Consider the following 20,634-nt stretch of genomic DNA (forward strand, 5'->3'; position numbering starts at 1 on the left):
ATGAAGACATGCGAAATGGCACTCCAACAGATCCGATGGCTATCTATTCTCGAATCTGCACAGTGATCGCGCCATGCCGTTGGCAATGGCCAATGCTACCCAGAAGGGTGTTTGTGATCGTTTCTGTTAAGGACTACCGACTGCCGCAACGATTATTGCAAGCACTTATCGACAAAATACTTCTTATTGCATTTTGACAGGGGAATACTATAGAAACAACCGAAGCCACGCCAATCTTCTTTAATTTTGGCAAGCTAAAAATTCTTTGGTGCTTAGATAGAACTACATAAGATTATTTTTCATTGTTATTTTTACGATTAACTTTGATTTGTGACAAAATCTATATTTGTATTTATTTTCTGTCTTCTTGAGGCAAGAAATTACCACATTCGTCTGCGAACTGCTCCAACTGTTCTATTTTGCTGCAGCGCAAAAAGCTCCTTGCCGAAGCGGGGTCTCAGCCCTATCCTCGCCTCGACATCGATCGCAGAAGGGGAAATTGCATGCCTCCTCGGCCCGTGGACATCAGCCTGATTATCTCGTCGAGAAATCGGGCCTATGGACTGACGAACTGCCTGGATGCCGTGTCTGTTGCCGCCCGGCAGGCAGACTATCTGAGAGTTGAGCTGGTCTTCGTGGACAATGGATCCACGGACGAGACGTCGGACGTCGTTCGCCAATGGGCGTCGACCGCGCCGATCAAGACCAACTTGATCTACGAAGCGAAGCCCGGCCTCGCCGTTGCCCGCAACACGGGCCTGAACGCCGCGAGGGGCCGCATCCTTGCCTTTACCGACGACGACTGCGAGATTTTCCCAGACTATTTCACGACGCTTGCGGCGCTTTTCAGCTCGGATACCGAGATGGTCATGCGCGGTGGACGGATCGAACTCGGTGATGCCCGCGACCTGCCGGTGACGATCAAGCCTGAGATGGAACCCGCGGTGCTGACCAGCGACTTGCACGCCGGCGGCTTCATTCATGGCGCCAACATGGCGTTTCCGCATGGCCTGGTCGAAAGGATCGGCCTCTTCGACACGCGTTTCGGGGCCGGCACGCCTTTCCGCTCCGGCGAAGACACGGATTATGTCCACCGCGCCTTCAATGCCGGCGTGCGCGTCGAATATCTGCCCGATTTTGCCGTCAAGCACTTTCATGGACGGCGTGATCTCGCTGATATCAAGCGCCTGCAGACCGGCTACGCCTTCGGCAACGGAGCGCTGTACGCCAAATATCTCTTCGATCGTCGCTCGAACATGCGCGGCATGTTGCGCTGGGAAATCCGCCAGGCGCTCATGGAAGCCATGGGGCGCCAGAAACTCAACGAGGACCTTGGCCTGACCTATCGCAGCCAGCTTCGTGACAACCTGACCGGCATGCTCGCCTACTGGCGGGCGCCGAAGGCAAAGCAGCCCGCCTAGGGCGCCCGCCTCACCGTCAACGGAAACACGCGAGACCGATCGCGAGCCAGATTCGATTGGATAATGCATGGCCGATACGGCAATTGCGCACGCCGAGCTTAAGAAGAAAACCGCGCTCTCCGTCCTTTGGTCGGTCGTCCGCGTGGCCTGGAGCACGATCGCAACCTTTGTGATCTTCGTCATCCTGGCGCGCATTCTCGGGCCGGGCGATTTCGGGACCTTCGCGCTTGCGAGCCTGTTCGTGGAAATCGGCCGCGTGTTGGCTTATGCGGGCCTCGGCGATGCCGTCACGCGCCAGCTCGATCTCGACGAGGAGCTTGCCGACACGGCCTTCTGGGCGACGATCGCCTTCAGCGGCATCGTTGCCTCGCTGGTGTTCTTCTTCGCGCCCTACTACGGCGATCTGGTGCGCGACCCATCGGTCTCAGGCATTCTACGCTGGCTGGCGCCACTGCTTCCGATTTCCTCGCTGGCAGTCATCCACAATGCCCGCCTTGCCCGCGAGTTCGGCCACAAGAGCCTTGCCGGGCAGGCGATCGCCGCCAGCCTGCTGTCCGGCATCACCGCCGTCGTCTGCGCCTTCCTCGGCTGGGGCGTCTGGGCGCTCGTGGCGCAGACCGCGGTCAACGCTGCCGTGACCGTGCTCCTCGGCTGGTTCTACTATCCCTGGATGCCGAAGTTTCGCTTCAACGTGCCGATGTTCCGGTCCGTTTTCCTCTTCAGCATCAGCCTCGTGGTCACCCAGCTGATGTGGATGCTGCTTGCCCGCGTGCAGGACATCTTCATTTCGCGCTGGTTCGGCCCGGTCGAAGTCGGCCGCTACCGCATTGCCTGGCGACTGATCGAGCTGATCGGCCAAGCGGTGCTGGCGCCGATCGGCAGCGTGTCGCTCGTGACGCTGTCGCGCCTGCAGAACGACCACACGGCCTTTCGCAATGCCTATAACAAGATCGTCGGCGCTGCCGCGCTCGGAACCATCCCGCTGCTGCTCGGCTTCGGCGCTCTGTCCAACGACATGATCGCCCTGCTCTTCGGCGACAAGTGGGGCAATGCCGGCGATATCGCCACCGTTCTCGTGCTGATGGCGGTTCCCTTCGTCATGAACTTCTTCGCCTCGTCGGCGCTTTCTGCGGTCAACCGGGCGGAATCGATCCTGTCCGTCGCTGCCCTGCAGCTCGCGACGACGTTGATCCTCACCTGGCTGCTCGTCCCCTACGGCGTCGTGGCCGTTGCCGCGGGCTACACATTGCGGGCCTGGCTGACGATGCCCTATCAGCAATATGTGCTTGCACGATATGCGCATATCGACGCCAAGAGCACGTTGAAGGCTGTCGCCCTGCCCTTCTGCGGCGCGGCGCTGATGGCGGTCTGCGTCTGGTTCGCACATCCAGTCATCCTCGCACATATTCAAAACCGCTGGCTGGCGCTCGGCCTCAGCATCGGTCTCGGCGGACTGATTTACCTCGCCTTCCTGCCGATCTTCGGCCGCTCGGTCATCCGTCCGTACATCGCGCTTGCCATGTCCCTCAACCCATTCCGCAAACAGGCCGAAGCCTAGCCGCTTGCATGGACCCAAGTGTCCGCAAACAAGGAGCATTCCATGGAATCCAATATTACGATCATCAACCGTCTTCAGGGTGTGATCGCCAATTGCCTTTCCGATCTCTTTGATCCGTCCGAGCGTTTTGCGCTTCTCGACTTCCCGAACCACTACAACATCGGCGACAGTGCCATCTGGCTTGGCGAACTGGCCTATTTTGACCGGAAGCGCACCCGTCCGACCTACGTGACCGAGATCCCGACCTACGATGAAGGCCGGATGCTCAGCGCGATCGGCAACGGTCGCATCTTCCTGCACGGCGGCGGCAATTTCGGTGACATCTGGGCCGGCTACCGCCAGTTCCGCGAAGGTCTGCTCGACAAGCACAAGGGCCGGCCGATCGTGCAGATGCCGCAGACCATTCATTTCAAGGAACAGGCGAACGTCGACAGCACCGCGCGCGCGATCGAGCGTCACGGTCAGTTCACGCTGCTCGTCCGCGACCAGCGAAGCCTGGAATTTGCCCAGCGCTGGTTCCAGTGCGAAACGCGCCTTTGCCCCGACATGGCCTTCTGCATCGGTCCGGTCGCTCGACCGACGCCGCAGCACGAACTGCTGCTCAATCTGCGCGAGGACCAGGAGGTCGGTACCGCACAGGACTTGACAGCAGCAACCTTGCGTCCGGGCACCGTGAAATCGGACTGGCCCGACGAGCCTGCCGATTTCCAGCGCCAGACGAAGCACGCCGCGATCCTGAAGGGCCTTCTGACCGGCCGCATCGGCGGTCGCGCGCGGATGACGGAGCTAGCCTATCGCGAACGGGCGCAGCAGCGTTTCGACCGCGGCGTGGCTCTATTGGGCTCGGCACGCCAGGTCATTACCGACCGTATGCACGGACACATCATGTGCGTGCTTCTCGGCGCGGATCACTGCGTTCTCGATAACAGCTATGGCAAGACCAGCAGCTTCATCGCGGCCTGGGGCACCTGCAACAGCGACAAGGCGGAACTTGCCTCGACAGTCGACGAGGCGCTTGCGATCCTCGATGCGCGACGTGTCGCTCCTGCAGCGGTCGCCTGATTGAGATCAGCCTCGCCGGGCAACCAGAATCCCGGCGAGCACCACAATGCCGCCGATCGCCTGCATCGGACCGATCGGCTCGCTGAGCAGCACCCAGGCGAGGATTGCCGCCACCACCGGCTGCAGCAGCAGCGTCAGTGAGGAGAAGGCGGCTGGCAGATAGGCGAGCGCGTAGGCGATGGCCATCTGCCCTCCCGCGTGACTGACGAAGGCAAGGCCGAAGACGATTGCCCAACCATAGGCCGTCGGCGGCAGCATGTGGCCTTCGTAGAAGAATCCAAGCGGAAAGATGCAGACAGCGGCGGATGCCGTGCTCCAGAGCATGATACGGACAGTATCGAAACGGCTGCGAAGCTTGCCGATCGCCAGGATGTAACCGGCATAGAAGACGGCGGCGATGACCGCCACACCGTCGCCACGCAGGTCGCCATTGCCGAGTGCCGCAGGGCCTCCCTTCAGGATGACCACGCCTGCAAGCGCCAATATCAGCCCGAGAACGAACACACGGGTGACGGACGCGCCGAAAAAGAGAAGCCCGATCACCGTGACGAAGACGGGGGCAAGATTGGCAAGCAGCGTCGCATTGGCCACCGACGTCATGGTGATGGAGAGATGCCAGGCCGCCAGATCCATCGCGAGAACCACGCCCGGCAGGATCAGCAGGGCATAATCCGAGAGTTTTTCAGGCTTCGGGCCGGCGTTCTTGCCCTTGGCAAGCGAAAAAATGAAGAGCGGGATCAGGGCAAGCGCCACGCGCCAGAAGGCGGTTGCCATTGGGCCTACTTCCGACAGCCGAACGAAGATAGGCGAGCCGCCGATCGCCGCGCCGCCGAGGATCAGGGCGGCAAGAGCCAACCGGTTGGAGGTAGGGGGGTCTGCGATTGTGGAAGCGGCCTGCGACATGACTCTCGATGCTTTCTGAGCCGCCTGGAGACAGGCGACGGAACGGGCCTATCAGAAGCTGTACCGAGTGGATAGCCGAGGAGCGACAAGGGTAGGCAAAAGCGTAATCTTATTGTCCGCCGATGCGCATTTGCAGCACTGCGCCCATCAACCGGAAACGACGGTCGAGAATTCGGGCGTCCCGCGGATGGTGTTGCTGACCGTACAGATCTCTTCGGCCGCATGAGCGATCTTCAAGCGCGTCTCTTCGTCGATGTCACCCTTGATCGCGAAGGCAATGTTGAATGCCTGAACCCGCGACGGACCCTCGCTTGCCTTCTCGCCCGTCACGTCTGCAGTGATCTCGGTTACGCGGTCGAGAATGCCCATCTGGCTCGCAGCGATGCGGGCGCTGAGGACCAGGCAGGCCGACAGCGACGCATATAGAAGGTCCAGCGGATTGAAACCAGGCTGCGAAGCGCCGGTGACGATATGCAACTCGCCCTTAGTGGCCGACGTGACATGCGGAAAGCCGGTGCGGCCGAGAACGGCGGTTGCGCCAACGGGACGGGGGCGCGCCTTGAGGTCGGCCATGGGAAAATCCTTTGGTGATGATAGCCTGCTCTAGATAGGGATTTTGAACCGCCGCGGCAACGCGCATTTGATCTGCTCGCGGCGGGAACAGACAATCAAAAGTGATTCGGCCGGCGACAATCGGCCCGCTCGTCAACCTCAGTTTCCCATCCCGATTTCTGAGGATAGCTCCGAGTCAGCTTCAAGGCGCAATATGCAAATGCACTAAAACAGAAACGACTCATTGGAGTTATCCATGCGAGCACTTGCGGCTGTTCCTGTTGCACCCAGCGTTATCATCGATGCCGAGCCCTTCGGCTACGTCAGAAAAGTCTATGTCGACGAAGACCCCTGCTGGGGTCTTTTCGATTCCGACGGCGACGTGATCTTTGTCGGCGACGCCGCCAGCGATTGCCATGACTACGCGGCCAAGGAACAGATCCGCATACAGATCATCCACTGAAGCTCCGGTCCGACGGCACCACACCGTCAGAGCCTGAGATCACGAGCGGATATCTGCACCAAGAGCGTTCGGCAAGGCGATCACGCCCCGCCGAACACCGCGTTGGGTGATGTCAGCGATACGAGGGTGCCGACGGTGTGACGACGACTTTTCCGCTCGAGAAGATGATGAACGCGAAGAGCAAGACGCCCACAAAGGTGACGACAGAAGCGAGCGCGACGATCGGCTCCATCGCCGCATTGCCCTGCAGCATGAGATAGAGCGACGGCACCATAAGGACGATGCCGGCCGTGTAGACGTAGTACTGGATCATGGCCAGGCGCGTCTCCGCCTTCTGTGGATTGAGCGCATGGTAACCGCCGAAGATCGCCATGGTCACCCAGCCTAACAGATTACAGTGCGCATGGGCGCCGATGACGGTGTGATCTTGGGAGATCGCCATGTTGAGACCCATGACAATGCCGATAATCAGAAATAGAATTGCGGTCTTAAAGTATAGCTGCGAGATGCGTGGCATAGAGTATCCCCCTCCGTTTGCGCCGTTAGTATTATCATTGCAAAAGCGGATTGAGAACGGCAGATGAACGGAGTTTTAACCTTCGGAAAATCACCATGTTACCATCGCGTGAGCCATGTCCCGAAGGCGGCGCGCCGGCATCGCCGCGCGGAAGTGCCACAGCCCCGCCCAGTAGCTATTTCTTAAGCACTTTCTTAAACTCATTCCCGCTATTCTGTCTCGTCGGCACATTCGCGGAGAGCGAGATGAGAGACATCTACAAACCCTTCGTCACCACAGACGACCCCGATCGGGACGTCCGCTGCCAGGACGCCCTGCAGTTTGCCTTCCGCGATCTTGTCGCAGCATCGGTCGAGGCGGGCTGGAGCGAGCATGAAGCGCTCGAGGCCATCATCACGCTCGCGGACGACGCCCTAAGGCGGATCGGCGCCAATGATGACGCGCAGACACTGCTCGATGTGCTGCGCAGGATGGCGTAATTCCGCTCGACCTCAGCGGACCACCGGCGGTCGCAATTGCCTTCGTAAAAATTGCTCGAAGAGCTTGTATCATTCCCGTGGAATGAGAGTACACTAATGAAATCGGCCCCATAAGATTAATCGGCGGGGACTGCTTGGGAGTTTTTACGTGCTCTTGCCGCTTTAGCGAAGGGCACAAAAATGCTCCAATCTCTCATATCGCTTACAGACCATGATGTTGCGCGCGTTACCGATGCCGTTCGGCAATGGTGTTCCGCCCAACGGATCGACGTTGACAGCAGTGAAGGGCATCGCGCCCTTACCGCCGCAATCGATCTTGTCCTGACGAGGCGAGGCGAAGCGCTGTTCGAGGAGCTCGTCCAGCGGCTCAACCGCGAATAGCACTATCGGGCCCGATGCTGGCGGTCGATCGTAGCAGAGCGATCAGGGTGCCGTGACTCGCTCTGGATGGGGATTGTCTGCGTACGAGATATCCATAACAATATGGCGTTGAGAGCTGTCATTCGGATCCAGACCGGGGGACAAGATGAACAACGCCTCAAGTCCCGAACGCGTTACATCGGCTGGGCACAGGCTCAGTGGCGGCAGGCATCTCGATGTTCACTACCTGGCGCTAAAGGACGAGTACGATGCTACGCTTCGCGCCACCGGCATCCGACCCGGTTGGTCGGTGCTTGACGCTGGTGCCGGGAATGGGGTCTTCCTGCCTTTGATGGCGGAATTGCTGGGTAGCCAGGGACACATCGAGGCTCTGGATCTGGCACCCGAAAATATCGAGGCAATCGAAAGCCTGATTGCCGATCAACAATTTCCCTGTCCGATAAGCACGCGAACCGGAGACATGACCGCGCTGCCACAAGAGACGGGAACGTTTGATGCGGTTTGGAGCGCGAACGCCAGCCAATATCTGAGTGACGAACAGCTCGCCCGCGCAGTCGAGGAGTTTCGCCGCGTCGTAAAGCCAGGCGGGCTCGTGGCCGTGAAAGAGGTCGACATCTCGGTTTGGCAATATCAGCCGCAAGATCCCAAACTCATGTGGCGGCTGCTCGATGCGCTATCCGGCGATACGCAGATCTCCGGCGCCATGCGGGGAACGCGCTTGCCAGCCTGGTTTCGAGCGGCGGGCCTTGAGCGCGTCTCTGCCATCACGACACTCGCAGAGCGACGTCAGCCGCTAAAGCCCGTGGAGCACGAGTATATCCGCAACAACCTCGAATTCTTATCCAGGCTCGCTCGAACCTGTGACCTGCCGGAAGCGGATCATGACCAATGGAAGGCGATTGGCGAAGAGCCGGACCGCCTGATTTCCGACCCCGACTTCTGCTACCGCGAAATGTGGGTCCTCAGCCTGGGTATCGTGCCGAAGCGCTGAGCCGAACATCAAAGTAGGTTGTTCGACACCCGAAGGGTCAATCAGCCCGCTCGGAAAGAACGGGATCTAATTCTGAGCGTTTCGTTCGGAAACATTTGGAAGCAAGTTTTGGAGTGGTGCCCAGAGCCGGAATCGAACCAGCGACACGCGGATTTTCAATCCGCTGCTCTACCAACTGAGCTATCTGGGCTAACCCGCTTCATGCAGATTCTTTCCTGAGAAAGAACCGGGGACCTTGGTTCGCCCCGGAAGCGAGCGGGGTTATAGCATCTTGTCCGGACATGGCAAGCGTCAAAATGACAGTTTTTTGAGACGCCTTGGATTTTTCCGGATTCATCAACGAATTTAATGGCTTCGCCCGTGGAAAACGAGCCTATTCGTTGTCCTCATGCTCCGCTTTTGCTTCGTCGTCGGCAACGGGGATGGCGTAGGAGCCGGAGAGCCAGCGTGAAAGATCGAGCTCACGGCAGCGGTTCGAGCAAAACGGATAGTGTTCGCGGCTCGACGGCTTGCCGCATTCCGGGCAGGGCCGTGTCTTACGCAGCGGCTCGACTTTGGCGGTCTTGTTTTCGTCAGACATCAGCGTCCCTTCGAGGATCAGCCCTCGGGCCACCGGCTGTGCACGTCAAAGCCTTCGCCGGTCAGCAGAAGGATGGTTTCATAAAGTGGCAGACCAACGACATTGGTGTAGGAACCGACCATCTTCTGCACGAATGTGCCGGCCAGCCCCTGGATGCCATAAGCGCCGGCCTTGCCGCGCCATTGCCCGGAGGCAAGGTAGTTCTCGATCTCGAAACCGGAAAGGCGCTTGAAGCGCACCTTGGTCTCAACGATCTTCTGCCTGACCTTGCGGTCTGGCGTGACCAGGCAGACGCCGGTGTAAACCCAGTGGCTGCGGCCAGACAGGAGATAGAGCGAGGCCGATGCCTCATCCGCGAACTCAGCCTTCCCCAAGATGCGGCGACCGACGGCAACTACGGTATCGGCAGAGAGGATATAGCTGCCCTTCCACGTCATGTCGCCCTTGATGGCAGCAAGGGCCGCCTCGGCTTTTTCCGTCGACAGGCGCCGCGCAAGCGATCGCGGGTGCTCCGACTTCTTCGGCGTCTCGTCGATGTCCATCGGCATCAGACGCGAGGGCTCGATCCCTGCCTGGTTCAGCAGATCGACGCGGCGGGGCGAGCCGGAAGCCAGAATGAGTTTGTATTTCAGCGCCATGGAACCTCGACCACCGGGAGACGGAGACAACGGCCTTTCGAGACCAGGCCTACTTGAAGCGGTAGGTGATGCGGCCCTTGGTCAGGTCGTAGGGGGTCATTTCGACGAGAACCTTGTCGCCTGCCAGAACGCGAATGCGGTTCTTGCGCATGCGGCCGGCCGTGTGGGCGATGATCTCGTGTTCGTTTTCGAGCTTTACGCGGAACGTCGCGTTCGGCAGAAGCTCGGTTACAATACCCGGAAATTCGAGGACTTCTTCTTTAGGCATATATTGGTTTTCTTCCTGTCGGTTGAGATGGCAGCCACAGCCGCCCAAAAATTTGCGCGGAAACTACACAATCAATGGGGGTTTGTGAACCTAATTGATCGTGTTTCTGTCATTTGTTTCACGCCGATTGCGCGGCGGTGGAGTTTCGTCTCACCAGCCGGCTCTCAATCAGTTCCATCAGGTGGTCGCGGACTTCGCGGTAACTGTCCAGAATCTGCTCCCGCGTGCCTTGAACAACGGTCGGATCCAGGGTCGGCCAATACATCACTTCGATGGCGTTTGACCGGGTCAGTTCCAGCGCAGCATGGTGCGCCTGCGGCGAGAGCGTGATGATGAGGTCGAAATAGTCATCTTCCAGTTCTTCCAGCGTGTGTGGATGATGCCGGCCGAGCGAAAGGCCGATCTCGTCCAACGCAACGTCAACGAAAGGATCACGCTCTCCGGCACGGACGCCCGCCGACCTGATGTAGACATTGGCCGGCAGCATGCTGCGGGCAATCACTTCGGCCATCGGGGAGCGGATACAGTTCATGCCGCACATGAACAGGATGGCACCCGGCCTCTTCCCTTCGCCTGCCCCGACCGGCGTTTCCATTGGCGTCAGCCGCGCCAGTAGAGCACGCAGACCAGCGTGAACAGCCGGCGTGCCGTATCGAAATCGATCTCGATCTTGCCGTTCAGACGGTCCCTCAGCGTCTGCGAGCCCTCATTGTGAATACCGCGCCGACCCATATCGATCGCCTCGATGCGGCTCGGCGAAGCCGACCGGATTGCCTCATAGTAACTTTCGCAGATCAGGAAATAGTCTTTGACGATGCGGCGAAACGGCGTCAGCGACAGAATGTGGGTTGCGACGGCACCGCCATTCTCTGTCGTGATCGCGAACACCAGCTTTGAATCGACCAGGGATATGTTCAGGCGATAGGGGCCGCCGGAATGACCGACGGGCGTGAAGCTGTTTTCTTCCACAAGGTCGAAAATGGCGACGGCGCGCTCGTGCTCGACGTCGGGCGTCGCTCGGCCGATGGTGTCGTCAAGGACGACGTCGCAAAGCCGAAAGTCGCCCGCCGCCATCTGTCACCCTTCCAGATTGAGGCGGATCGCAACCGATCGCGCATGCCCGTCCAGTCCTTCGGACACGGCGAGCGCGATGGCGGCCGGGCCCAGCGTGCGCAGCTGCTCGGGACCAAGGCGCAGGATCGAGGTGCGCTTGACGAAATCGAGCACGGAAAGCCCTGAAGAGAACCGCGCCGAGCGGGCCGTCGGCAGAACGTGGTTCGAACCACCGACATAGTCGCCGATCACTTCGGGCGTATGGGCGCCAACGAAGATCGCGCCGGCATTGCGGATACGCGGCAGCAGCGCGTCCGGATCGGCAACGGCAAGCTCCAGGTGTTCAGGCGCGATGCGGTTTGCCAACGGAATGGCGTCCTGCAGAGACTTCACCAGAATGATCGCCCCATAGTCGCGCCAGCTGGTGGCAGCGGTTTCGGCGCGATTCAGCGTCTTCAGCTGCCGCTCGACGGCTGCTTCCACCGACCTGGCGAATTCGGCATCATCCGTTGCCAAGATTGCCTGCGCGCTCGCATCATGCTCGGCCTGCGCCAGCAGATCGGCGGCGATCCAGTCCGGATTGTTGTCCTTGTCGGCGATGACGAGCACTTCCGAGGGACCGGCGATCATGTCGATACCGACGGTGCCGAAGACATGCCGCTTGGCGGCGGCGACATAGGCATTGCCGGGACCGGTAATCTTGGCGACGGGCGCGATGGTCGCCGTCCCGTAAGCCAGCGCGGCAATCGCCTGTGCGCCGCCGACGCGGTAAATTTCGCTGACGCCCGCGAGCTTGGCCGCGGCAAGCACCGCAGGATTGACGGCGCCGCCTGTTGCGGGAACGGCAATGACGATGCGATCGACGCCTGCGACCTTCGCCGGCACCGCATTCATCAGCACCGAACTCGGATAGCTCGCAGTGCCGCCCGGCACATAAAGGCCGACTGCCTCGATCGCGGTCCAGCGGGAACCGAGGCCTACGCCCATGTCGTCTTCGTAGATATCGTCCTTCGGCAGCTGGCGACGGTGGTGCGATTCAATGCGCACCTGCGCAACCTTCAGCGCGCCGAGGACTTCCGCCGGAACCGCTTCGATGGCGGCGTCAATCTCCGCCTCGCTCACGCGCATCGGCGTCACGGCAAAATCGATGCCGTCGAATTTCTTCGAATACTCGGCAAGCGCCTCGTCACCGCGCGCCCTGACGTCATCGATGATGGCGCGGACCGCCGTGTTCACATCCTCGGAAACTTCGCGCTTGGTCGTCAGGAAGGCGGCAAACCGTTGCTCGAAGCCTTCCGATGCCTGATCCAGCCAGATTGCCAATGCGATATTCCTCTTGATAACAGACTAACCAGATCTCAAGCGCCAGGATGACGGGGCTTCGAAGCGGTTTCCCACGCCCCGCCGATATCCGCAAGCTGAACCTCGATGCATTCGACATCCAGCGCAATGGTCGCCGTGCCGGAGAGCGCCAGTTCAACGGTGCCGTCAGGCCCCTCGCCCTTCTGCTCGAAGCGGACGGCCAGCAACGACAAGACGTCGTCGCGGTTCTGGCGATCGATGCCGGTGGAGCGCACCGCAAGCACGCGTTTGAAGACAACAGCGGCGCGGCGGCGCTCGAAACCCTTGCGCTTCTTGCCGGCTTCCTCCCACGCGAAGCGATTGACCGCGACCGAGAACTGCCCCTCGCGCGGCGACCAGGCGATATCGGCGACCTTGAAGACGCTATCCTGCAAATGCGTGGAGACAACGGCAAGATCTTCGCTATCGAGCGCAACCAGCCTCAGATCAGTCATGCAGGCATTACCCCATCGCCAATGCATCGCCGGAATGGCGATGCGTCAGACAACGGACATAAGGCGCGGCAACGCGATGCGCAACCGGGCTTAAGGGCGAATTTGACGCCCTTTTGGTTACTCGCTGACGCGCTCGACAATGGCGCCGCAGCGGGTGAGCTTTTCTTCCAGCCGTTCGAAGCCGCGATCGAGGTGATAAACGCGGGATACCATCGTCTCGCCTTCGGCGGCAAGGCCGGCAATGACGAGCGAAACAGACGCGCGCAGGTCGGTTGCCATGACGGGCGCACCCTTCAGCCGCGGAACACCTTCGATCTTCGCGGTCTGGCCCGACAGCGAGATCTTGGCGCCGAGGCGCGCCAGTTCCTGCACGTGCATGAAGCGGTTTTCGAAGATCGTCTCGGTGACATGCGAGATGCCGGTCGAACGCGTCATCAGCGCCATGAACTGCGCCTGCAGATCGGTCGGGAAGCCCGGGAACGGATCAGTGACGATATCGACCGGCTTGATGCCGGCGCCATTGCGGCGGATGCGCATGCCGTTGTTGGTCGGCGAAATTTCCGCGCCGGCGCGGCGAAGCGTTTCAAGCGCCGTGTCGAGCAGAGCGACATCGGTGTTTTCGAGAACCACGTCCCCCCCGGCCATGGCGACGGCCATGGCGTAGGTGCCGGTCTCGATGCGATCTGGCAGCACGCGGTGGCGCGCGCCGGAGAGCGAGGTGACACCTTCGATGGTGATCGTGCTCGTGCCGGCACCCGAAATCTTTGCACCCATGGCGATCAGGCAATTGGCGAGGTCGACGACTTCGGGCTCCCGGGCGGCGTTGCCGATCACGGTCGTGCCGCGGGCAAGGGTTGCAGCCATCATCATCACGTGGGTCGCACCGACCGATACCTTCGGGAAGGTATAGCGGGCGCCAATCAGGCCGCCTTGCGGGGCCGTCGCATTGATATAGCCGCCGTCGATCTCGAGGTTCGCACCGAGCGCCGTCAGGCCATCAAGGAACAGGTCGACGGGACGCGTGCCGATTGCGCATCCGCCCGGCAGCGAGACGCGGCACTGGCCTTCGCGCGCCAGCAGCGGGCCGATGACCCAGAAAGAGGCGCGCATCTTGGACACCAGCTCATAGGGAGCGGTGGTGTCGACGATGGTGCGGCAGGTGAAGTGGATGGTGCGCGAGTAGGCGTCTTCCTGGCGTTCGCGGCGGCCGTTGACGGCGACGTCGACGCCGTGATTGCCGAGGATACGCATCAGAAGCTCGACATCGGCCAGATGCGGCACGTTTTCGAGCGTCAGTGTATCGCTGGTGAGCAGCGAGGCGATCATCAGCGGCAGGGCGGCATTCTTGGCGCCGGAAATCGGAATGATGCCGTTAAGCTCATTACCGCCGACAATTCTAATACGATCCATGGGCGCTTACGGGCGGTGCCCGCCTTTCTGAAAGGCTGTCTGAAAAAAGATGCGGGTGTTTAGACGAAATTAGCGGGGGCTTCAATTCGCCGTGAACGGAACATTACGATTCGTCCATTTTTGCGGCAGGCAGGCCATCCGTCTCATCTGCCTGCCCCGAACGGCGGGCGCGGGTCTGCTGTTTGCGGCGGGACAGATTTTCGCGAAGTTTTTCGGCAGCACGCTCGCGGCGCAACTCCGCCTGGCGTTCGATCGCCGCCTTCCGGCTCTTCTGGCCTTTTTCGGTGTTCTCGGTCATGCCGCAGCCTTACCCGAATTTGCGCCAATCCAAAAGTGGCCCGACCTCAATCTACACAAAGATGGAAATTGCGGCTTGCGCTTATCATGAAGCTGTGGCAATAGCCCCCCCGTTCACGCAATGCAGCCGCTTCGGTTGCGCGTCTGGTCCTTGCTGCCGTAGCTCAGTGGTAGAGCACACCCTTGGTAAGGGTGAGGTCGGTGGTTCAATCCCACTCGGCAGCACCAGTTTTCTCCCGCGAAATCGACAAAACAGCACTCACGAACCTGAAGATCACGTCGTATAGCTCTCGTCCAGCGACCGCAGACGCTTGCCGTCATGCGTTCTGAGATGGTACTCGACCTCACGCGGCCGACATCAACACTTGACGGGCTGCGGTAGGGGCATTGGGAGCTTCGAAAGCGACTGACACCTGATCACAGGCTGCGTAGCGATCCCATGCCCGTGTAGACAAGAAGCTGACTGAAAGTCGACCCTATGAGCAATGACAACGACGATCAGCCATCAAACACCGGATGGGTAGGGAAAGCAATTATTGTTGTGGCCATGGCACTTGCGGTCGTGGTCGCGATCGGAGGCGCGGTGGCGGTCTACAAGGCGACATTTATCCCGTAATCAACAAGCCTGCCGGCCCGGCCGAAAGCGCGACACGACCGGCCTGCGAGATGCCAGCGGAAAGCAATGCCTACTCGACTACACCTGCGTCTACGATCCGGATTCCGTCTACAACTTCCATTCGGAGTTGAAGGCACCGCAAAGTCGTTGGCCTAACATCCAAACTGATTTGACGACAGGATCAGGCGTCGAAATGCCAATCCTTCGTGGGGCGGGATGACAGATAATCGGACGCATCGAGGTCCTGGATCATCTGCCTAAGGGTTCGGACCGTCTCCTCGAATGTCGCAAGCTTGGCGTCGGTGACGTCCACGTTGCTGCCCGTTGCCTCGTCGACTTCGAGCCATCGCTGCTTGCCACGCCGCATGGATACCACCATGGAAACATACTTCTGGCATTCCGCATTCAGCACGTTTTTGAGGTCCTGCATTACCGATCTCCAACGCTGACAAGGGGCGACTGACGTTGAGCTTTTGATGGTTGCACAAAGTGCCGGATTCAGCCAGTTAAAAGTGCAAGCAACAGATCCGCTATCGCCAACGAGAAAATAACGCTTCGCGACGCAAAAAGATCGGATAGGCGGCCGGAGAATGAGGGGAGACCCGGGCAGCGGTTTTCCCGTTTGCGGACGTCGAAAATATCGCTAAAATACCTTCTGCATGAGGCCTTCTAGAGGAACGCGGAGGCCGATTCGCACGTTTTGGCCTAAGCATGGAGGAAAGACGCCGATGGCCGTAGAGAAATGGAATGACCCTATCCACGTGGGGTTCGAAAGCACCGGCGCGCGCACGATCCTCGGGCCCTTGGACGCGCTGAAGTGCTTGGCGGACCTGTGGCCGAACGCCCGCGGACTACGCTACCTGAAGGCAAGAAGCACATGCAGGGCAGCCCTCGATGGTCGTAAGACGGTCGAAGAGGCGCGCGCGGAATTTGTAGCGGCGGCAGAAGAAGCCAAGCTGAAGGTCAATTGAGCAACAGCAGCCGGCGGTCGCCGGCCCATCATTATCGATAGCCTGTGCCGGAACAGGCCAATAGTTTATTTTTATTTAACCCTCGGCGACGCCAGCTGTTGGGATCGTGGTGAAGTTCATTGCCATTCAGGCACGTCCCTCAATAGAACATCGGCAGCCATCATGATGATGGTCAGAGGCTCGTCACCCTCTGCGAAAGCAGACGAGCCTCGATTGCAATAGCTCGCCCCATCACGCCGGCTCGAGCCGGCGCCCGCGGATCCTTTCAAGAACCTTACGCCCGAGCTTCTGACCCGGTCCCTCGATACGGGTGAAGCCCAGGTATGCAAGCACATAGGCCGTCGGCAAAAGAGCGGCGACAACGATCGCAAATCGTTCCGGTGCGGAAATCCCAGCCCCGAAATGCCTGATGACGAACGCGGCGATCGGCTGCAGCAACAGCAGATGGATCAGGTAAACGCCGAACGAAAGCTCGCCCAGCCAATGGCAGAAGCGATTTCCCATGAGTGACGAAACGCGGTCGCCAAGCTTTCCAATCAGGCCCGGCAGCAGGTGGTAATGCACCAAGGCGAAGAAGCCGACGACGAGAAGCAGCCGGACGCCGATCTTCGTCGTGGTCATATCGCCGCCGATCGGAATCATCACCAGAATGACTGCCAAGAGGCCGTTCATGACGGTTTGCCGCGGCGTCACGAACAACCCATTGGCGATCAGCATGCCGCACAGGAAAACGTGCATCTTCAGTGGCAGGAAAGACGGCATCGGAAAGTCGATATGCGCAGCCTGGATCGCCTTTGCGATTACAAAGCCCATAAGCGCAATCAAGGCGGCGCCCGGCAGCCATCTGGTTTTCCTCAAGAGCAGCATCGCAATCGGAAACACGGTATAGAACTGCATTTCCAGACCGAGGCTCCAATCCGGCAACGCCGTGCGGAACGCGTAAGCGGGATGCAGCCCGAAGAGGAAGCTCAGGTGCATGAGAAGATTACGCAGGCTGTCGTCCAGATAGCGCTCCGGCAATTGCGGGCCATGCGCGAGAAACGTGTCGATGACCATGCGGGCTTGATAGAGCTGCGGACCTAGAAGCAGCGCCACACACAGCATCACATAATAGAGCGGCGCGATGCGAAAAAAGCGCTTCAACCAGAAGCCGAACCAGGTGGCCGGCTTTTCCCAGGGGTTGGCCGTCTCGCGCAGCCGATAGTGAAAGACCATCAGAAAGCCGGACAGCATAATGAAGAGGTCGACGCCCAAATCCGGCGACGAAAGGATCGGAAGGTGCCAGCCCGTCAATTGCAGACTGTGGCCGAGGAGGACCCAGAGCGCGGCTAGCCCGCGTAGCCCGTCGAGGCATCCGATCCGCTTGCTCTCAATGATCATAGGGTATCCTTCTGGTTGAGGCTCAGCTTCGCGGGAAGCTAACGCAATGTGCTGCAATGCACAACGCGCAACCAGAAAAGTTGATCGACGCCCTTGGGAAGCGCCGACCTTGGCTACCTTATTTCAGGGATTCCATGACGAAATGAGGCGATCAACAACGATCGTCGCTCTGCACCTCGAGATAGCCGACACCGATAATGGTGCCGTCAAACGATCGAATGAACGAGGGAACATAGTGTGTCGCCGGCTCGGTGCAGGACACGGAGCCAGTGTATTCGTTCATTGCCATTTCATCCCGAGGCAGGGCGGAGTAGTCGCTCGTAATCTCGAGCGAAGCCGAAGCTGGGGTGATGAAGGTCCCTATTGCCAGCGCAAATGCCGGCACTCCCAATCGAAGAAGTCTTTGCATGCGCTTCTCCCGTGTTTTGATTACAAGCATTAACTAATGAAAAGCGCTTTTAGTTCCAGTGCCGCCGCTACTACTTTCGCACAGTTAATTCTTCGTATTTTCGATCAGGCTAAATTGTATGATTTTACATAATGATAGTCGGATGTTTCCGGGCACCCAGCTACATGCTGTATGCGCGCGCCAAAACGGATGACCTTACAGTATTATATTTGGGTAGGCCGCCTAATGCCCGCAGCTGCGGCCCTGGGCATAGCCCCTTGCGAGCAAGGCTCCCGCCAGACCAAACGGTCCGTCCGACGTAACCCTTCCTCTGATAGAAAAGCCCGCATCGACTGACGCCATGCTGGCGCTTTAGTCGGGCTGCACCAATCTATACTCGAAAGAATCTCACCGATGCCGGTGCAAGCTACTTGGCGTCTCGACCGGCCGGGCCATATATACCAACGGCTTGGGTGGGGGTTGCAACGATGAGACGTCTGCTTCCGACAATTCTATCGCTCGTCATGCTATCGAGCTGCACGACGGACAGTTCGACCGAGGTTCAGCCAATTCCGGGAAGCATCACCTATGGCGGGCAGCCGCGCACGAAGCTGACCAAGTCTCCGCCGGGCAGTGCCATCTACAATTCGTTCTATGACTCCACCGGCAGCAGGGTCAAAGAGACCTATATCCTTCAACCGGATCGCAGCCTGAAGCTCGTGCGACGCGTCATCGTGCCCGATTTCCCCTCACGAGGCGGTTCTTGACACACGCGCCGTTCGAGAACATTCAAGGAACGTCGAATATTTTCGCGGGGCGATTCTCCGCCGAAGCAACCGGACGGCTGAATGTATCTTGAAAAGCTCAATCCGCAGCAGCGCGCGGCCGTCGAATACGGCACGCTCACTGACGGCAGCCACGTTGCCGGCCCGCTGTTGGTGATCGCCGGCGCTGGTTCGGGCAAAACCAACACCCTGGCGCACCGTGTTGCGCACCTGATCGTCAAGGGCGCCGATCCACGCCGTATCCTTCTGATGACGTTCTCCCGGCGGGCGGCCGCCGAGATGGCGCGGCGTGTCGAGCGTATCTGCGCCCAGGTACTCGGCAGCAATTCCGGGATCATGGCGGATGCGCTGGCCTGGAGCGGAACCTTTCACGGGATCGGGGCGCGGCTCCTGCGCGACTACGCCGAGCAGATCGGCATCGACCCCGCCTTCACGATCCATGACCGGGAAGACAGCGCCGATCTGATGAACCTCATCCGGCACGAACTCGGCTTCTCGAAGATGGAGAGCCGATTTCCGACCAAAGGCACCTGCCTTGCGATTTATTCGCGCGTCGTCAATTCGGAAGGTGAACTTGGTCTCGTTCTGCGCGACGCCTTCCCCTGGTGCTCGGCCTGGGAGAACCAGCTGCGAGACCTCTTCGGCGCCTATGTCGAGGCCAAGCAGAGCCAGAACATTCTGGATTACGATGATCTGCTGCTCTACTGGGCGCAGATGGTCAGCGAACCGATGATCGCGGACGATATCGGCAACCGCTTCGATCATGTCCTTGTCGACGAGTACCAGGATACGAACCGGTTGCAGGCGTCGATCCTGCTCGCATTGAAGCCCGGCGGGCAAGGCCTGACTGTCGTCGGCGACGATGCGCAGTCAATCTATTCCTTCCGCGCCGCCACCGTGCGCAACATCCTCGACTTTCCCGCGGCGTTCAGTCCGTCGGCCAACGTCATCACGCTTGATCGCAACTACCGCTCGACGCAGACAATCCTCGCTGCGGCGAACGCCGTGATCGACCTCGCCTCGGAACGCTTCACCAAGAACCTCTGGACCGAGCGCCAGTCGGCTCAGCGTCCGAGGCTCGTCACCGTGCGCGATGAAACCGAACAGGCGCGATATGTCGCCGACAAGGTGCTGGAGAACCGCGAAGAAGGCGTGACGCTCAAGCAGCAGTCGGTGCTCTTCCGCGCCTCGCATCACAGCGGCGCGCTGGAGGTCGAGCTCACCCGCCGCAACATCCCGTTCGTGAAGTTCGGCGGGCTGAAGTTCCTCGACAGCGCCCATGTGAAGGACATGATGGCTGCCCTGCGCTTTGCCCAGAACCCCCGCGATCGCGTCGCCGGCTTCCGGTTGATGCAGTTGCTCCCCGGCGTCGGGCCCTCGACGGCGCAGCGCGTCATCGACCAGATGGCGGCAGATGCGAGCCCGATGCAGGCGCTTGCCGAACTGCCGGCCCCTCCCCGTTCGGGCGAGGATTGGACGGCCTTCGTTGCGATGCTGCAGGAGGTGAAGACCGGAAAGGCCGGCTGGCCGGCGGAGATCGGCCTTGTCCGCGAATGGTATTCGCCGCATCTCGAACGCCTGCACGACGACGCCTCGACCCGCCAGGCCGACCTTTTGCAACTCGAGCAGATTGCCAGCGGCTATCCTTCCCGTGAGCGCTTCCTGACGGAGCTGACGCTCGACCCGCCGGATGCCACCAGCGACCAGGCAGGCGTGCCGCTGCTCGACGAGGATTATCTTATCCTCTCCACGATCCATTCCGCCAAAGGGCAGGAATGGACACGCGTATTCATGTTGAACGTCGTCGATGGCTGCATCCCCTCCGACCTTGCGGTCGGCACGAGCGCCGAGATCGAGGAAGAGCGGCGACTGCTGTATGTCGCGATGACGCGCGCCAAGGACAATCTCGACCTCGTCGTGCCGCAACGCTTCTTCACGCACGGCCAGAACGCGCAGGGTGATAAGCATGTCTACGCCTCGCGCACGCGCTTCATCCCGGCAACCTTGCTGCAGTTCTTCGAGGTGGTCGGCTGGCCGCAATCGAGAGCCGACGGCGGCGCGTCGCACCAGGCGCGGCAAGTGCGTGTCGATGTCGGCGCGCGCATGCGCGGCATGTGGCGCTGAA

Annotated in this window: 26 protein-coding genes and 2 tRNA genes; 12 read left to right on the forward strand and 16 right to left on the reverse strand. The window is 60.0% G+C overall.

Translation table 11 applies throughout. The features are described from left to right. The first annotated feature begins 503 nt into the window (after positions 1–503). From FHT97_RS04785 to FHT97_RS04795, 3 genes are all read left to right on the forward strand, one after another. On the forward strand, positions 504–1,421 hold the full coding sequence (locus tag FHT97_RS04785; RefSeq protein WP_183752736.1) for a glycosyltransferase family 2 protein: 918 nt from the start codon (positions 504–506) through the stop codon (positions 1,419–1,421). Between the two features lie 67 nt (positions 1,422–1,488). Beyond that, the gene (locus tag FHT97_RS04790; RefSeq protein ID WP_016552720.1) at positions 1,489–2,979 is read left to right on the forward strand and encodes a lipopolysaccharide biosynthesis protein; all 1,491 of its coding nucleotides are present in this window, start codon (positions 1,489–1,491) and stop codon (positions 2,977–2,979) included. A gap of 42 nt (positions 2,980–3,021) precedes the next feature. Further along, positions 3,022–4,041: a polysaccharide pyruvyl transferase family protein gene (locus tag FHT97_RS04795; protein WP_183752738.1), complete on the forward strand. Its 1,020-nt coding sequence runs from the start codon at positions 3,022–3,024 to the stop codon at positions 4,039–4,041. Between the two features lie 6 nt (positions 4,042–4,047). On the opposite strand, the gene FHT97_RS04800 is transcribed toward FHT97_RS04795, so the two are convergent. Together FHT97_RS04800 and FHT97_RS04805 are read right to left on the reverse strand one after the other, a co-directional pair. Beyond that, positions 4,048–4,944 (reverse strand): DMT family transporter, encoded by an 897-nt coding sequence (locus FHT97_RS04800; protein WP_183860254.1) that lies wholly within the window; start codon positions 4,942–4,944, stop codon positions 4,048–4,050. A 147-nt stretch (positions 4,945–5,091) separates the two neighbouring features. Then, entirely contained in the window at positions 5,092–5,517 is a 426-nt protein-coding gene (locus tag FHT97_RS04805; protein WP_183860256.1) for an OsmC family protein, read from the reverse strand. 235 nt (positions 5,518–5,752) lie between these two features. Here FHT97_RS04805 and FHT97_RS04810 point away from each other — a divergent pair, with 235 nt between their 5' ends. Continuing rightward, a complete protein-coding gene (locus tag FHT97_RS04810) occupies positions 5,753–5,959 on the forward strand; it encodes a hypothetical protein (protein ID WP_016552716.1) in 207 nt (68 codons plus the stop codon). A gap of 112 nt (positions 5,960–6,071) precedes the next feature. On the opposite strand, the gene FHT97_RS04815 is transcribed toward FHT97_RS04810, so the two are convergent. Then, on the reverse strand, positions 6,072–6,476 hold the full coding sequence (locus FHT97_RS04815; protein WP_183860258.1) for a hypothetical protein: 405 nt from the start codon (positions 6,474–6,476) through the stop codon (positions 6,072–6,074). Between the two features lie 245 nt (positions 6,477–6,721). Here FHT97_RS04815 and FHT97_RS04820 point away from each other — a divergent pair, with 245 nt between their 5' ends. The 3 genes from FHT97_RS04820 to FHT97_RS04830 all read left to right on the forward strand — a co-directional run bounded on the left by FHT97_RS04820 (position 6,722) and on the right by FHT97_RS04830 (position 8,327). Next, positions 6,722–6,955 (forward strand): hypothetical protein, encoded by a 234-nt coding sequence (locus FHT97_RS04820; protein ID WP_183860259.1) that lies wholly within the window; start codon positions 6,722–6,724, stop codon positions 6,953–6,955. A 180-nt stretch (positions 6,956–7,135) separates the two neighbouring features. After that, positions 7,136–7,336 (forward strand): hypothetical protein, encoded by a 201-nt coding sequence (locus tag FHT97_RS04825; RefSeq protein WP_183860261.1) that lies wholly within the window; start codon positions 7,136–7,138, stop codon positions 7,334–7,336. Positions 7,337–7,481: 145 nt separating this feature from the next. Next, complete coding sequence (locus tag FHT97_RS04830; RefSeq protein WP_183860263.1) at positions 7,482–8,327, forward strand: class I SAM-dependent methyltransferase; 846 nt, start codon at positions 7,482–7,484, stop codon at positions 8,325–8,327. Positions 8,328–8,441: 114 nt separating this feature from the next. Here FHT97_RS04830 and FHT97_RS04835 read toward each other — a convergent pair. The 10 genes from FHT97_RS04835 to FHT97_RS04880 all read right to left on the reverse strand — a co-directional run bounded on the left by FHT97_RS04835 (position 8,442) and on the right by FHT97_RS04880 (position 14,370). Next, positions 8,442–8,517 (reverse strand) — tRNA-Phe (locus FHT97_RS04835). A 183-nt stretch (positions 8,518–8,700) separates the two neighbouring features. Beyond that, on the reverse strand, positions 8,701–8,907 hold the full coding sequence (gene yacG, locus FHT97_RS04840) for a DNA gyrase inhibitor YacG (protein ID WP_114712461.1): 207 nt from the start codon (positions 8,905–8,907) through the stop codon (positions 8,701–8,703). A gap of 17 nt (positions 8,908–8,924) precedes the next feature. Continuing rightward, positions 8,925–9,545, reverse strand: coding sequence for a Maf-like protein (locus FHT97_RS04845; protein WP_016552710.1), 621 nt, complete (start codon positions 9,543–9,545; stop codon positions 8,925–8,927). A gap of 49 nt (positions 9,546–9,594) precedes the next feature. Beyond that, positions 9,595–9,813 carry a translation initiation factor IF-1 gene (infA, locus tag FHT97_RS04850; RefSeq protein ID WP_003545338.1) on the reverse strand — a complete coding sequence of 73 codons (219 nt, stop codon included), beginning with the start codon at positions 9,811–9,813 and terminating at the stop codon, positions 9,595–9,597. Between the two features lie 118 nt (positions 9,814–9,931). Next, entirely contained in the window at positions 9,932–10,408 is a 477-nt protein-coding gene (locus tag FHT97_RS04855) for a low molecular weight phosphatase family protein (RefSeq protein WP_183860265.1), read from the reverse strand. Positions 10,409–10,413: 5 nt separating this feature from the next. Next, positions 10,414–10,887, reverse strand: coding sequence for a UPF0262 family protein (locus FHT97_RS04860; RefSeq protein ID WP_183860266.1), 474 nt, complete (start codon positions 10,885–10,887; stop codon positions 10,414–10,416). 3 nt (positions 10,888–10,890) lie between these two features. After that, the gene (gene hisD, locus FHT97_RS04865; protein ID WP_183860268.1) at positions 10,891–12,189 is read right to left on the reverse strand and encodes a histidinol dehydrogenase; all 1,299 of its coding nucleotides are present in this window, start codon (positions 12,187–12,189) and stop codon (positions 10,891–10,893) included. Between the two features lie 35 nt (positions 12,190–12,224). Then, positions 12,225–12,662 (reverse strand): DUF2948 family protein, encoded by a 438-nt coding sequence (locus tag FHT97_RS04870; protein WP_183752756.1) that lies wholly within the window; start codon positions 12,660–12,662, stop codon positions 12,225–12,227. A 117-nt stretch (positions 12,663–12,779) separates the two neighbouring features. Then, complete coding sequence (murA, locus tag FHT97_RS04875; RefSeq protein ID WP_016552705.1) at positions 12,780–14,072, reverse strand: UDP-N-acetylglucosamine 1-carboxyvinyltransferase; 1,293 nt, start codon at positions 14,070–14,072, stop codon at positions 12,780–12,782. Positions 14,073–14,175: 103 nt separating this feature from the next. Next, positions 14,176–14,370 (reverse strand): hypothetical protein, encoded by a 195-nt coding sequence (locus FHT97_RS04880; protein ID WP_016552704.1) that lies wholly within the window; start codon positions 14,368–14,370, stop codon positions 14,176–14,178. A 152-nt stretch (positions 14,371–14,522) separates the two neighbouring features. Between FHT97_RS04880 and FHT97_RS04885 the strand changes: the two genes are divergently transcribed. Both FHT97_RS04885 and FHT97_RS04890 read left to right on the forward strand, forming a co-directional pair. Next, positions 14,523–14,597: transfer RNA gene (locus FHT97_RS04885), tRNA-Thr, on the forward strand. 250 nt (positions 14,598–14,847) lie between these two features. After that, a complete protein-coding gene (locus FHT97_RS04890) occupies positions 14,848–14,985 on the forward strand; it encodes a hypothetical protein (protein ID WP_183860270.1) in 138 nt (45 codons plus the stop codon). A 181-nt stretch (positions 14,986–15,166) separates the two neighbouring features. Here the strand turns inward: FHT97_RS04890 and FHT97_RS04895 are convergent, their stop codons facing one another. Next, the gene (locus tag FHT97_RS04895; protein ID WP_016552701.1) at positions 15,167–15,415 is read right to left on the reverse strand and encodes a hypothetical protein; all 249 of its coding nucleotides are present in this window, start codon (positions 15,413–15,415) and stop codon (positions 15,167–15,169) included. A gap of 298 nt (positions 15,416–15,713) precedes the next feature. Here FHT97_RS04895 and FHT97_RS04900 point away from each other — a divergent pair, with 298 nt between their 5' ends. Continuing rightward, a complete protein-coding gene (locus FHT97_RS04900) occupies positions 15,714–15,956 on the forward strand; it encodes a DUF982 domain-containing protein (RefSeq protein ID WP_183752760.1) in 243 nt (80 codons plus the stop codon). A gap of 231 nt (positions 15,957–16,187) precedes the next feature. Here FHT97_RS04900 and FHT97_RS04905 read toward each other — a convergent pair whose 3' ends face one another. Then, on the reverse strand, positions 16,188–17,336 hold the full coding sequence (locus FHT97_RS04905) for an acyltransferase (RefSeq protein WP_183860272.1): 1,149 nt from the start codon (positions 17,334–17,336) through the stop codon (positions 16,188–16,190). A 151-nt stretch (positions 17,337–17,487) separates the two neighbouring features. Next, positions 17,488–17,745: a hypothetical protein gene (locus tag FHT97_RS04910; protein ID WP_183752764.1), complete on the reverse strand. Its 258-nt coding sequence runs from the start codon at positions 17,743–17,745 to the stop codon at positions 17,488–17,490. A 467-nt stretch (positions 17,746–18,212) separates the two neighbouring features. On the opposite strand from FHT97_RS04910, the gene FHT97_RS04915 reads away from it, so the two are divergent. Next, positions 18,213–18,491, forward strand: coding sequence for a hypothetical protein (locus FHT97_RS04915; RefSeq protein WP_183860274.1), 279 nt, complete (start codon positions 18,213–18,215; stop codon positions 18,489–18,491). Positions 18,492–18,572: 81 nt separating this feature from the next. Next, a complete protein-coding gene (locus tag FHT97_RS04920) occupies positions 18,573–20,633 on the forward strand; it encodes an ATP-dependent helicase (protein WP_183860276.1) in 2,061 nt (686 codons plus the stop codon). The last annotated feature ends 1 nt before the right edge of the window (position 20,634 follow it).

The sequence above is a fragment of the Rhizobium sp. BK399 genome (assembly GCF_014194695.1).
Classification (GTDB): Bacteria; Pseudomonadota; Alphaproteobacteria; order Rhizobiales; family Rhizobiaceae; genus Rhizobium.